We start from the raw sequence: 13,041 nt of genomic DNA, 5'->3' as shown, positions 1-13,041 counted from the left end.
GGGAGGGAAAGATAGAGTGATCCCATGAGCACCCGCCTTTACGAGCACCCGATTTTCCTGGAACACGTAACGCCCGCCGGCCATCCCGAGCGGTCCGACCGCCTGCGGGCGATCAACGTGGCGCTGGAGCATCCGAACTTTGCGGGGCTTGATCGCAAGCGCGCTCCGCAGGCCGCCGAAGAAGCCGTGCTGCTTGCGCATCCCGAGGAGCACCTGCTTTCGGTGCTGCACCAGGTGCCGGAAGAGGATGGCGAGATCAATCAGCTCGACGCCGATACCTATGCCAGCAGAAAGAGCTTCGAAGCGGCGCTGACAGGGATCGGCGGCGCGATGGCCGCTGTCGATGACGTCTTCACCGGCAAGGCGGACAACGTCTTCGTTGCGGCCCGGCCGCCCGGCCACCATGCCGAAAAAACAACGGCGATGGGGTTCTGCTTCTTCAACAATGCCGCCATTGCCGCCCGCCATGCGCAGAAGGTGCATGGCGCGGAGCGCGTGGCAATCGTCGACTGGGACGTGCACCACGGCAATGGCACCCAGGATATTTTCTGGGACGATCCTTCCGTGCTCTTCTGCTCAACGCACCAGATGCCGCTTTACCCCGGGACCGGCGCGAAAGAGGAGAGCGGCAAGCACGGTACCATCGTCAACGCGCCCTTATCGCCGAATGTCGGCAGCGATCAGTTCCGTGAGGCGTTCAAATCGCGGGTGTTGCCGGCACTCTTCGACTTCCGCCCGGACCTGATCATCATCTCCGCCGGTTTCGATGCGCATCACCGCGATCCGCTGGCGCAGATTAATCTGGTCGGCGAGGATTTCGACTGGGCGACCGGGCGATTGCTCGAGGTGGCCGACAAAAGTGCCGCAAACCGGGTCGTCAGCCTGCTGGAAGGCGGCTATGATCTCGAAGGCCTCGCCGAGTCGGCTGGCCTGCATATTCTCAGAATGATGAAGGGTTGAGTATGACTGACAGCGCCAAGCCGGAGGTTTCCGGTCTTTCCTTCGAGAAGGCCGTCGCCGAACTCGAAAGCATCGTGGCCCGCCTCGAACGCGGGGACGTGGCGCTGGACGAATCGATCGAGATCTACGAGCGCGGCGAAGCGCTGAAGAAGCATTGCGAAACACTGCTTTCGGCCGCCGAAAACCGCATCGAGAAGATCCGCCTCGACCGATCAGGCAAACCCCAGGGCGTCGAGCCGCTGGACGGCGCATAAGCAAACCTCCAGCGAAATCGTCATCATCCTGAACAGAGCGTCGCCGTTCGGGCGATAAGTTTTCCTAGTCCGCCATCATCAATCGGGCTAGCGTAGAACCAGTGCTCATCGGAGATCTGCGATGTCCTTCTTCCCCGGTAAAGACCCCCTGCCCGGCGACGCTTTCAGCTGCGACGCGATCGAAAATCTCATCATACCGCGCACCAGCGATCTCGGTGGCTTCCAGGTGCGGCGCGCGCTACCGACCCGGGAGCGGCGGCTCGTCGGACCGTTCATCTTCTTCGACCGCATGGGGCCGGCGATCCTGAAGCCGAACGAGGCGCTCGACGTGCGGCCGCACCCGCATATCGGGCTTTCGACGGTGACCTACCTCTTCGACGGCGAGATCCGGCACCTCGACAGCCTCGGCACCGAGAAGGTCATTCGCCCCGGCGACATCAACCTGATGACGGCTGGACGCGGCATCGTCCATTCCGAGCGCACGCCTGATAATCTGCGTGGACACCCGCTGTTGATGTCGGGCCTGCAGACCTGGCTGGCGCTGCCCGACGACAAGGAGGAGATCGATCCCTCTTTTGTGCATACCGAAAAGAGCGACATGCCAGTCATCGACGAACGCGGGGTGCGCGGGCGCGTCGTCATCGGATCGTTTGAGGGAATGTCCTCGCCGGTGAAGGTGTTTTCGGATACGCTCTATGCCGATATCAGTCTGGAACCCGGTGTGAAGTTCCCCTTCGCCGCGGGACATGAAGAGCGGGCGGCCTACGTGCTATCAGGCGAAGTCGTGATATCCGGCGACAGATTTGCCGCCGATCAGCTGCTGGTCTTCCGCCCCGGCGACCAGATCACGCTCGAAGCCGGCAGAGAGGGCTGTCATCTGATGCTGTTCGGCGGAGCGGCGCTGAACTCGAAACGCTACATCTGGTGGAACTTCGTTTCCTCCTCGAAAGAGCGCATCGAAAAGGCAAAGGAAGAGTGGCGAACGGGCAAATTTGACATTGTTCCGGGGGACGAAGAAGAATTCATACCTTTGCCGGAAGGCTGATCTCCTTTAGAGAGGAGTTTCAGCCGTTCTTGAAATCGACTTTTTTCACCGCAATTTATGGCTTAAAGGCATCCTGCCCAAGAAAGACAAGAAAGAGTGCCCGCCCGTGACACAACCGCCGAAGACGCCGCTGCTGGACAAGGTTGCCTATCCAGCCGACCTCCGAAAGCTGGAGGATCGCGACCTGCCGCAGCTTGCGCGCGAGGTCCGCGACGAGATGATCGATGCGGTATCCAAGACCGGCGGGCATCTGGGCGCCGGCCTCGGCGTCGTGGAATTGACGATCGCCATCCACAACGTGTTCAACACGCCTGACGACCGACTGATCTTCGATGTCGGGCATCAGTGCTACCCGCACAAGATCCTCACCGGTCGTCGCGACCGTATCCGCACACTGCGCCAGGAGGACGGCCTTTCCGGCTTCACGCGTCGCGCCGAAAGCGAATACGACCCCTTCGGCGCCGCTCACTCCTCGACGTCGATTTCCGCTGGCCTCGGCATGGCGGTGGCCTCCGATCTCGACAAGACCGACCGCCGCGTGATCGCCGTGATCGGCGACGGCGCGATGTCGGCCGGCATGGCTTATGAGGCGCTCAACAATGCCGGCGCACTCGACGCCCGGCTGATCGTCATCCTCAACGACAACGACATGTCGATTGCGCCGCCGACCGGCGCGATGAGCGCCTATCTTGCGCGCCTCGCGTCCGGGCGCACCTACATGGGCTTCCGCGATTTCGGCAAGAAGCTGACGGCCTATCTCGGCAAGAACGTCGACCGCGCCATCACCCGCGCCGTCGAGCATGCGCGGGGCTACGTGACCGGCGGGACCATGTTCGAGGAGATGGGTTTTTACCACATCGGCCCGATCGACGGTCACTCCTTCGAACACCTGCTGCCCGTGCTGCGCAATGTCCGGGACAATGCGAACGGCCCGGTGCTGATCCATGTCGTGACGCAGAAGGGCAAGGGCTATGCGCCAGCCGAAGCAGCGGCCGACAAGTATCACGGCGTCAACAAGTTCGACGTCATCACCGGCGCGCAGGCGAAGGTGAAGCCGAACGCACCGAGCTACACGAGCGTATTCGCCGAAGCCCTGGTGCAGGAAGCCGAGCTCGATGACAAGATCGTCGGTATCACCGCCGCCATGCCGAACGGGACCGGCCTCGACAAGCTCGCAAGCGTCTTCCCGGCCCGCTGTTTCGATGTCGGCATCGCCGAGCAGCATGCGGTGACGTTTGCGGCCGGTCTCGCTGCCGAAGGTTTCAAGCCGTTTGCCGCGCTTTACTCAACCTTCCTGCAGCGCGCCTACGACCAGGTGGTGCACGACGTCGCGATCCAGGGCCTGCCGGTTCGCTTCCCGATCGATCGCGCCGGCTTCGTCGGCGCCGACGGACCGACCCATGCCGGCTCGTTCGATACGACGTTCCTGGCGACCCTGCCGGGCTTCGTGGTCATGGCAGCGGCCGATGAGGCCGAACTGAAACACATGGTGCGAACGGCGGCGGCCTATGACGCCGGTCCGATCTCGTTCCGCTATCCGCGTGGCGAAGGCGTCGGCATCGAGATGCCGGTGCGCGGCGAGATTCTGAAGATCGGCAAGGGCCGCATTGTCAAGGAAGGCGCGAAGGTGGCACTGCTCTCCTTCGGGACCCGCCTGGCCGACTGTCTGCTTGCGGCCGAGGACCTGGATGCGGCCGGCCTTTCAACGACGGTTGCCGATGCGCGCTTTGCCAAACCGCTGGATCACGATCTGATCCGCCAGCTCGCCCGCCACCACGAGATTCTGATCACTGTCGAGGAAGGCGCAATCGGCGGCTTCGGCAGCCAGGTCATGCAGTTCCTGGCGATGGACGGTCTCCTCGACAACGGCCTGAAGATCCGCTCGCTTGTCATGCCCGACCTGTGGATGGAACAGGCAAAGCCTGAGGTGATGAACGCCCATGCCGGTCTCGACCGCGCCGGGATCGTCTCGACCGTCTTCCGGGTGCTTGGACGCCCGGCAGCCTTCGGTGTCGGCGCCGCTGGCTAGTCCGGCGTCTGTGTAGTCCCCGAGTGTGATGGTGCATCATTGATCCTGAGTCGTCAGGAAGAGGATGCATTATGGGAAGTATTCTTCACGGCAGCGCCCGCACGACGCCGCGTCTACGAGCCGAACTCCAAGCGTCGCAAGAAAGCACCCGGCCCCAGCCGCCGCTTCCTAGGCCCACACATCTTCGACCGTGTCTGCATCGCCAACGGCATCGAGCATCGGCTGACCAAGCCCTACCATCCCTGGACGAACGGCCAGGCCGAGCGAATGAACCGAACAATCAAGGACGCCACCGTCAAGGTCTACCACTATAACGACCTGAAAAGTCTCAAGGCCCATGTCCTAGCCTTCGTCACGGCCTACAACTTCGCCAAACACCTCAAGGCGCTGCGATGGCGAACGCCCTATCAGGCAATCTGCGACGCCTGGACAAAGGAGCCGTCAATCTTCAAAATTAACCCGCACCATCTCATTCCGGGACCACACACCTAGTCGGGAGAATTGAAAACGGCTTCAATATGGTGACCATCTGGGTCGACCACGAAGGCCGCGAAGTAATGTGGTCCGTAGTGAGCACGAAGACCAGGCGACCCGTTATCAATGCCTCCGTGTGCGATGGCCGCCTCATGAAAGTTGGCGACCGCTCGTCTACTCGTGGAGACGAAGGCTAGATGAAAGCCGGGACCCGGGGCGCGCTGGCCCTCTGGGCATAATTTGATCGCAAACTTATCGCCGCCACCAGCAATTCCGTAGCCGACAGCCTGATCAGCTTCTCCGGGCCTCAGATCCTCCCAAACACGAGTAAAACCGAGGGGAGCAAGAGCGGCGTCATAGAACGCCGCCGAGCGTTCGATGTTTGAGACGCCAAAAGAGATATGATGAAGCATGCGTTCACAATCTCCTATTTCCTATGATTCTCCGTCACACCCTAGAACAAGCTTCTGCTTAAACATAGGAAATATCTTCGGAAAACGAAACCGCTCGCAGCGGCTTGCTGCGAGCGTTTCTCGTTTCTCATAGGTACAGATTTTCACATTTAAGTAAGTGGCCGACCGAAAAACGGGGCTTTTCTTTTATGGTCACGTGCCTTTCAGCTCAGAATTCCGTCCAGTCCTCCTGAACGGCAGCAGCCGTTGCAGCCCTGCCGCCACCGAAGGCCTTGGCCACCGTGCGGGTCAGCGCGCGGGCCGGCGAAGCGACGGGGCGTGACGCGGGGCTGGCGACGGCCGCCCTCGGCGCGTCAGCATGGGCATGGCCGAGATTGAACTGACCGAGCAGATCGTCCAGAGCTGCTGCCTGTTGCGCGAGTGAGTGGCTGGCCGCCGTCTGCTCTTCGACCATGGCCGCATTCTGCTGCGTGCCCTGATCCATGTTGTTGACGGCCGTGTTGATCTCCTGCAGGCCAATCGACTGCTCGCGCGTTGCGGTGACAATCGCGCCGACGTGCTTGTTGATCTCCTGGACAGCGACGACAATCTCTGCAAGCGCCTTGCCGGTTTCGTCGACGAGCGAGACGCCGGCATTGACCTGCGTGCCCGACGTGTTGATCAGCGCCTTGATCTCCTTGGCGGCGTTCGCGGAGCGCTGAGCCAGTTCGCGGACTTCCTGCGCTACGACAGCAAAACCCTTGCCCGCTTCACCCGCACGTGCCGCTTCGACACCTGCGTTTAGCGCCAATAGGTTGGTCTGGAAGGCGATGTCGTCGATCACACCGATGATGTTGCTGATCTCACCGGACGATTTCTCGATTTCCTGCATCGCAGAGACGGCCTTGCGGACGACGTCGCCGGACTTTTCGGCGCCGAGACGCGTGCGCTCAACGAGCTGACCGACATCCTCGGCGCGCTTGGCGGAGTCGCGAACGGTCGTGGTGACCTCTTCGAGCGCTGCCGCGGTTTCCTCGACGGCCGCAGCCTGCTGTTCGGTGCGGCGAGCAAGGTCGTCGGCAGCCGAGCGGATTTCACCGGCGCCGGCATTGATCGCGGATGCATTGCGGCCGACCGACTGAAGAGCGCCCTGCAGCTTCTCGACGGCGTTGTTGAAGTCGTTGCGCAGGCGATCGAATTGCGATGCGAACGGCGTCGTGATGCGAACGGCGACATTGCCGTTGGCGAGATCCGACAGACCGCCGGCAAGGCCTTCGATCGCGAAGCGAAGTTCCGCTTCCTCACGCGCCTTCTGTTCGTCGCTCACCTGGCGCTGACGCTCGGCATCGCTGCGCATGCGATCCGTTTCGCCGGAGAGGCGAAGCTTCTCGATGGCCGCATTCTTGAAGACCAGAACCGATTGAGCCATGCGGCCGACTTCGTCCTGCCGGTCCAGGGCCGGAACGTCGATATTGTTCTCGCCGCCCGCAAGGCGTCCCATCGCCGAGGTCATGCCAACGATCGGCCGGACGATGCTGCGCGACAGCATCCAGGCAAGCAGGACGGCAGCAAGGCCAGCGGCGACACCGCCGACAAGCAGCGTAGTGCTGAGATCGCTGCTGGCGTCGGCCTGAATGGCGGCAAGGGCGTCCGATTCTTCGCGGGCAGCAGCCTTGATCTTGGCCGATGCCTGACGGAAACCGTCGAGCTGGCCCTTGGTTTCGTTGACACCGATCTTGACGACCTGGTCGACCGGCATGTCGGTTTCCTTGCGAGCCTTGGATTGCGGCTCGGCAAGCTCATGGAAATAGAGATCGGCCGCCTTCTGCATGCCGTCGATCTGCTGGATGAAATCGCTCTTGCCGGCCGCCGTTTCGCGTGCCGCAGCGATCGCCTTCAGCATGCGCTCGCGGTTGGCAAAGATGTCGCCATAGGTGCTGTCGCTGCGGAAAAGCAGGAAGCCGCGCAGGTTTACCGCCTGTTCGAGCATGGCCTGCAGCGCGTCATCGATCTGGTTGACCAGACGCTCGGATTTCTTCTGCTGCTCGGAAGCGGCCGCAACGGCGCCTGCTTTCGAGTAGACAAAGGCGGAAACGGACAGAAAGATAAGGATCAGCACTGCGAATGTCGCGGCGAGCTTACCATTCAAGGACATGTTTCTAGCAAACATCAGTCAATCTCTCCTGACGGCCTGCGGCCATGGGGAAACGGCACGCCAAGGCATGCCCGAAAAATTCGGCGGATGGGAACATGATCGGCAAATTGGGAGGAAGCCATCATGGCGGGAGGCAGCTTCACGAGCCGCCGCAATCCACCCGACCCTATGACGGCAGACTTTAAATTTGCTTAAGTTTGTGCGACGCGGCAAACGTCGCGAGCGAGACACGGAAGCGTTTTCGGAACAAAAGGCTTGCAAGGCTTGGCTTTGCCCTGCATGGACAGCGCATGTCAGATCAGAACACGCAACGCCTCGACCAGCTTCTTGTCAGCCTTGGCCTGTTCGCCAGTCGCTCTCGCGCGCGTGATGCCGTGCAGCGCGGCACCGTGAAGGTTGGCGGCAAGGTGGTGACGAAGGCCGGCGCGCTGTTTGGCGAAGACTCCACCATCGAAATCGATGATCCGGCGCAGGACTATGTCTCGCGCGCCGCGTTGAAGCTCACCGCTGCCCTGGATCATTTCAAGCTCAACCCATCAGGACAGCACTGTCTCGACGTCGGCGCATCAACAGGCGGCTTCACGGAAGTCTTGCTGGCGCACGGTGCCGCACATGTCACTGCGATTGATGTCGGGCATGGCCAGATGCATCCTCGTATATCGAACGATGCTCGCGTGACCAACATCGAAGGCCTGAACGCTCGCAACCTCACGGCCGAAGACGTCGGGCACCCGGTCACCTTCGTCGTGTCGGACGTCTCCTTCATCTCGCTGAAGCTGGCATTGGCCCCTGCCCTCAATCTTGCGGAAGCGGGAGCCGTCGCTGCTCTCCTCGTCAAGCCGCAGTTTGAAGCCGGGCGCGATGCGATCGGTAAAGGCGGGCTTCTCAAGGACCCGTCTTCGGCGTCTGATGTCGCAGCAGAACTCGAGCGTTGGTTCGTCGAGGACATGGGCTGGAACAGCCTTGGCCTCATCCCCTCCCCGATCGCCGGTGGCGACGGGAACCAGGAATTTCTACTCGCAGGAACGAAACCGTGAGCACGCAAACAGTTACGATCGAAAAGCTCGGCGCCCAAGGCGACGGGATCGTGCATGCAGACGGCGGGCCGATCTACGTGCCCTTCACCCTACCGGGTGAAACTGTCGCCATCGCACGCGTCAAAAACCACGGCACATTGATGTCCATCGCGACTCCATCGGACGATCGTCAGGACCCGCCGTGCCGCCATTTCGGCCCGGACGGCGTGAACGGCACCTGCGGCGGCTGCAGCCTGCAGCACATGAACGATGCGGCCTACCGCCGCTTCAAGCGGCAGCTCGTCGTCGATGCGTTGAAAACGAAGGGGCTGACGCCTGACGTCGCCGACCTAGTCGCCGCTCATCCCGGCGAGCGCCGCCGCGTCGTCTTCGCCGCGCGGCGGACCGAGAAGGACATGCTTGTTGGATTCAATCAGGCGGAAAGCCACCATATCGTCGCCATTGAGGAATGTCCCATCTCGTCGGCTGGCATCATGGCCAGGCTGCCGGCGATCAAGGCGATTGGGGCAGCACTTGCCAATAACGCCGAAGCGTTCCGCATTGCCGTATTGGAGACCCTGTCGGGCCTCGATCTTGCAGTCGACGGCATCAAGAAGCTCACGGACCAGCAGCGCCGCAAGGCAATCGAGACCGTGCTTTCCCTTCGGGGTATCGCCCGCATCTCGCTCAACGACGAGATCCTCGTCGAACCATCCAAGCCGATCGTCGATTTCGGCGGCGTCAACGTCGTTCCGCCGCCCGGCAGCTTCACGCAGGCAACCAAGCCGGCGGAGGATGCAATGGCAGAGCTGGTTCTGGCGCATGTCGGCAAGGCGAAACGCATCGCCGATCTCTTCGCCGGCGCCGGCACATTCTCGCTCCGCCTTGCCCGTGTCGGTCGCGTGCATGCGGTCGAGAGCGAGGACAAGCCGCTGGCAGCACTCGATCATGCCGCCCGCAACACGCAGGGCCTCAAGCCGGTCAGTGTCGAGAAACGGGACCTTTTCCGGCGACCGCTGATGACCTCGGAACTGAAGGTCTACGATGCCGTGGTCTTTGATCCGCCACGCGCCGGCGCCGAGTTTCAGTGCAAGGAGTTGGCGCGCTCGAACGTGAAGAAAGTCGTGGCGGTCAGCTGCAATCCGCTGACGCTCGCTCGCGATCTCGCTCTGCTCGTCGACGGAGGCTATCGTATCACCGGTGTAACGCCGATCGACCAGTTCCTGTGGACGCCGCATGTCGAGGTCGTGGCGACGCTGGAGAAGTAGAGCGCGCCCTGCGAGCGGCCAATCTCAGCGGTCTTGGATCGCGAAAGGAATTCGATGCGTTTTATCAATCCCATCCCTTTCGTTCGCGACATAGATCGCTCCAGGGAAGTCTACCGCAAGACACTTGGCCTGCAGATTTTGGAGGACTTCGGAAACTTCGTCCTTTTCGAGACCGGCTTTGCGATTCACGACGGAACGTCCCTTGAACAAACGATCTGGCGGCTATCGTTTTTCGCTGAAGAACCCTAGCGGCGAAGAAATCTGCTTTTGTATTTTGAACATGAGGATGTCGATGTGGCCTTCGAAAGCATCGCACCGCATGTCGAACTGATCCATCCCGTCGAACGGCAAGCATGGGGTCAGAGGGTGTTCCGTTTTTATGACCCTGACAGGCATGCGATCGAGATCGGGAAGCCTCAAAATCCTGGACCTCCGAGCCATTCGCAGAAGTCGTGATCTTCGCGACAAGATCGCCGGCTCTGGAAACTCCCGGCGATCCCTGTCGCGAGCCGCCTGATTGAGGATATTCCAGAATCCGTCAAAGGCCCGCATTTCGTACGGGCCTTTTTTGTTCTGAGCTTGATGCGCCTCAGGCAGCGCGATGGCTGTACGCGGCAGCCTGGGATGCGGCCTGCAGATTGAACTGGCTCAGCAACTGCATCAGCTTCGCCGCCTCCTGCGCCAACCCATGGCTCGCTGCAGTCTGTTCTTCAACCATGGCGGCATTCTGTTGCGTGCCCTGGTCCATCGTGTTGACGGCCGTGTTGATCTCGGCGAGTCCGGTCGATTGCTCGCGGGTCGCGGTGACGATCGCATCGACATGACGGCTGATCTCCTGGACCTGGCCGACGATCGCTTCCAACGCCTTTCCGGTGTCGCCAACGAGCGTGACGCCCGAGCGGACCTGATCGTTGGAGGCGCTGATCAGGCTCTCGATTTCCTTCGCGGCCTTAGCCGAACGCTGTGCCAATTCGCGTACTTCCTGAGCGACGACGGCAAAGCCCTTGCCGGCTTCACCGGCACGGGCAGCCTCCACGCCAGCGTTCAGCGCCAGCAGATTGGTCTGGAAGGCGATGTCGTCGATCACGCCGATAATATTGGCGATCTTCTGCGACGACTGCTCAATTTCGGTCATCGCGGAAACCGCCTTGCGAACGATGTTGCCGGACTCTTCCGCGCCGGAGCGTGTACGAGTGACCAGCGTGCCGGCTTCTTCCGCGCGACGCGCCGTGTCCTTGACGGTCGTCGTGATCTCTTCGAGTGCTGCAGCCGTTTCCTCGATGGAGGCGGCCTGCTGCTCGGTGCGGCGCGCAAGACCGTCCGCGGCCGTGCGGATTTCTCCGGCGCCTGCATCGATCGCATGAGCATTGTCACCGACCTCCTGAAGGACCGCCCGCAGCTTGGCGATGGAAGTATTGAAATCGCTGCGCAGCCTATCGAGGTGATCAGCGAAAGGTGTCTCGATCGTCCGCGTAAGATCGCCGTCGGAGAGCGCGCCCAGCGCCTCCGCGAGCGCACTGACGGCATGCTGGATTTCCGCGGCTTCGCGAGCCTTCGAGGCTTCATTGCGCGAGCGCTCCTGCTGCGCCTGTTCGCGGGTATGCTCGGCGCTGCGTTCGAGGTCAAGGCGTGCGAAGGAGTTGTCGCGGAAGACTGCAACGGCGGCAGCCATGTCGCCGATCTCGTCCTTGCGCCCGACATAGGGAACGGCCGCGTCGAGATCGCCGTCTGCCAGACGGGCCATGCGGGTGGCGATCGTCGAGATCGGCTGTGAAATACGCTTCCAGGCGAGGAACGCGGCAGCCACTGCGACGGCCAGCGCGACGGCGAGACCACCGACGATCGACAGGACGCCCGCGCTGTAGTTGCCGGCTGCGGCGGCGAGCGCCGCATCGGTCGACTGCCGATCCTTTGCCAGCATTCCGTCAACGAGGGTCTGAATGTTGTTGGCGGACATCGAGAGTTCGCCACGATAGAGAATGTTCGCCTGGCTGCGCTTATTATCAAGCGCGAGGGCAATGATCTTGTCGGCAAGTGCGGCATCGTTGGCGAGCGCCTTCTGCAACCGGCCGAAATTCTGGCTCATGTAGTCGCTCTTCGGCTGCTTTTCGAACGCGTCGATCGCGGTGGCGAGACGCTGGCGGCGGGCCTTCAGCGTCGTCTCGGCGTTGCGGAAGTCCGTCTTGCCGGTGGCCAGGAGATAGTCGGCGTAGCTGCGGCGAACGTCGTTCAGCGTCGTGACGATCGCATGAAGCCGCTCGCTGTTCGGAATGTTCTGCGCGCCGATCTGCCGGGTGTTGGCTTCCAGATTGGTCAGCGAGAAGACCGCGATCGCACCCTGTACCAAGGCAATGAAAACAAGAGACAGGAAGAGAAGTGGAAGGAGCGTTTTTATCTTCAGTTTGGACATGGGGCGGTCTCATGCGGCCAAAGTGACAAGGCCCAACCGATCTGGATCGATCGCCTGGGCGCCACTCGCCTTGGTGATATCGGAAAACAATACGGACGATATCCGTCATGCGTCATGCATTGGATCTCACTAGAGACCAAGATCCGTAAGATTTGATTAAAAGTAATATGATTCGAGCGTGTTCGCCGCGTGGCGGAGTCGGTAGCCGCATGTAAACAGAAATGCCCGCGACAAGCGGGCATCCGATCAGGCTCTTGACGTTCAAACTTTCCGGCGTCAGCGGTGCATGAAAGCTTCGAACGCGGCCCTTGCTTCGGCGCTGTGGAGACGCTCGAAGAAATGGCGTGCCTCATCATCGATGCGGGCGATGATCTCCTCGCGGTCGCCGCGGATCAGGTTGCGAGCGATCTTGAGCGCTTCCGGCGGCTTGGCTGCGAGCTTGGCAGCGGTTGCGAGCGTCGTGGCTTCGACCGCATCGGGTGCTGAGACCTTCCAGACAAGTCCCGCTTCCCGTGCTTCCTCGCCCGAGAAACCCTCGCCAAGAGCCAGAAGCGCGAAGGCGCGCTGATGCCCCATGATACGCGGCGCAAGGAGGCTGGACGCCGCTTCCGGAACGAGGGCGAGATCGACGAACGGAGTGCGGAACTGGCTGCGTGCGGAGGCGATGGTCAGATCGCAATGCATGTGCATCGTGGTTCCGATACCGATTGCCAGCCCGTCGACGCCCGAGACGATCGGCTTCTCGGAGCGGACCATGGCATAGAGGAATTCGACGATCTCTCGAGGCATCGCGCCGCCCATCGCAGCAGCAAGGAAATCACCGAGATCGTTGCCGGCGGAGAAGCAGCCCTCGGTGCCGAGAAAGGCCGTCGCCTTGATCGCCGCATCGGCATTGGCGGCAATCAAGGCGTCAGCCATTTTCCGATACATCGCGCGGGTGATGGCGTTCTTCTTTTCCGGCCTGTTGAACCGGATGATCTGGATGCCGGGGTGGGCGGCATTCTGCTCGACGATGACCTGCTCTGTCATGATGGTTCC

General features: G+C 61.5%; 10 protein-coding genes and 2 pseudogenes. 8 read left to right on the top strand and 4 right to left on the bottom strand.

Features of this window, described 5'->3' with window-relative positions:
* The first annotated feature begins 24 nt into the window (after positions 1–24).
* The 5 genes and pseudogenes from ATY79_RS24255 to ATY79_RS24235 form a co-directional block, all read left to right on the top strand.
* Positions 25–960 carry a histone deacetylase family protein gene (locus ATY79_RS24255; RefSeq protein WP_088705105.1) on the top strand — a complete coding sequence of 312 codons (936 nt, stop codon included), beginning with the start codon at positions 25–27 and terminating at the stop codon, positions 958–960.
* A 2-nt stretch (positions 961–962) separates the two neighbouring features.
* Positions 963–1,214: an exodeoxyribonuclease VII small subunit gene (locus ATY79_RS24250; RefSeq protein ID WP_025582353.1), complete on the top strand. Its 252-nt coding sequence runs from the start codon at positions 963–965 to the stop codon at positions 1,212–1,214.
* A 121-nt stretch (positions 1,215–1,335) separates the two neighbouring features.
* Positions 1,336–2,259, top strand: coding sequence for a pirin family protein (locus ATY79_RS24245; protein WP_088705104.1), 924 nt, complete (start codon positions 1,336–1,338; stop codon positions 2,257–2,259).
* 106 nt (positions 2,260–2,365) lie between these two features.
* Positions 2,366–4,288 (top strand): 1-deoxy-D-xylulose-5-phosphate synthase, encoded by a 1,923-nt coding sequence (gene dxs / locus ATY79_RS24240; RefSeq protein ID WP_088694555.1) that lies wholly within the window; start codon positions 2,366–2,368, stop codon positions 4,286–4,288.
* Positions 4,289–4,444: 156 nt separating this feature from the next.
* Positions 4,445–4,780 (top strand): annotated as a pseudogene (locus tag ATY79_RS24235) (integrase core domain-containing protein); the annotation flags it as partial.
* On the opposite strand, the gene ATY79_RS24230 reads toward ATY79_RS24235, so the two are convergent.
* Complete coding sequence (locus tag ATY79_RS24230; protein WP_088694556.1) at positions 4,777–5,175, bottom strand: VOC family protein; 399 nt, start codon at positions 5,173–5,175, stop codon at positions 4,777–4,779. The pseudogene ATY79_RS24235 and the gene ATY79_RS24230 overlap by 4 nt on opposite strands.
* Before the next feature lie 208 nt (positions 5,176–5,383).
* A complete protein-coding gene (locus ATY79_RS24225) occupies positions 5,384–7,324 on the bottom strand; it encodes a methyl-accepting chemotaxis protein (protein WP_088705103.1) in 1,941 nt (646 codons plus the stop codon).
* 275 nt (positions 7,325–7,599) lie between these two features.
* On the opposite strand from ATY79_RS24225, the gene ATY79_RS24220 reads away from it, so the two are divergent.
* From ATY79_RS24220 to ATY79_RS24210, 3 genes and pseudogenes are all read left to right on the top strand, one after another.
* The gene (locus ATY79_RS24220) at positions 7,600–8,346 is read left to right on the top strand and encodes a TlyA family RNA methyltransferase (protein ID WP_088694704.1); all 747 of its coding nucleotides are present in this window, start codon (positions 7,600–7,602) and stop codon (positions 8,344–8,346) included.
* Positions 8,343–9,593, top strand: a complete 1,251-nt coding sequence (locus tag ATY79_RS24215; RefSeq protein ID WP_088705102.1) for a class I SAM-dependent RNA methyltransferase — start codon at positions 8,343–8,345, stop codon at positions 9,591–9,593. Before ATY79_RS24220 ends, ATY79_RS24215 begins: the two co-directional genes overlap by 4 nt.
* Positions 9,594–9,647: 54 nt before the next feature.
* Positions 9,648–10,049 (top strand): annotated as a pseudogene (locus ATY79_RS24210) (VOC family protein).
* A 133-nt stretch (positions 10,050–10,182) separates the two neighbouring features.
* On the opposite strand, the gene ATY79_RS24205 reads toward ATY79_RS24210, so the two are convergent.
* The gene (locus ATY79_RS24205; RefSeq protein ID WP_088705101.1) at positions 10,183–12,003 is read right to left on the bottom strand and encodes a HAMP domain-containing methyl-accepting chemotaxis protein; all 1,821 of its coding nucleotides are present in this window, start codon (positions 12,001–12,003) and stop codon (positions 10,183–10,185) included.
* A gap of 276 nt (positions 12,004–12,279) precedes the next feature.
* Positions 12,280–13,032 (bottom strand): crotonase/enoyl-CoA hydratase family protein, encoded by a 753-nt coding sequence (locus ATY79_RS24200; RefSeq protein ID WP_088705100.1) that lies wholly within the window; start codon positions 13,030–13,032, stop codon positions 12,280–12,282.
* Positions 13,033–13,041 lie beyond the last annotated feature (9 nt).

Source organism: Rhizobium sp. R693, from assembly GCF_002211315.1.
GTDB lineage: Bacteria > Pseudomonadota > Alphaproteobacteria > Rhizobiales > Rhizobiaceae > Rhizobium.
The sequence above is the reverse complement of the archived record's forward strand: the minus strand, read 5'-3'. Positions and strand labels throughout refer to the sequence as shown.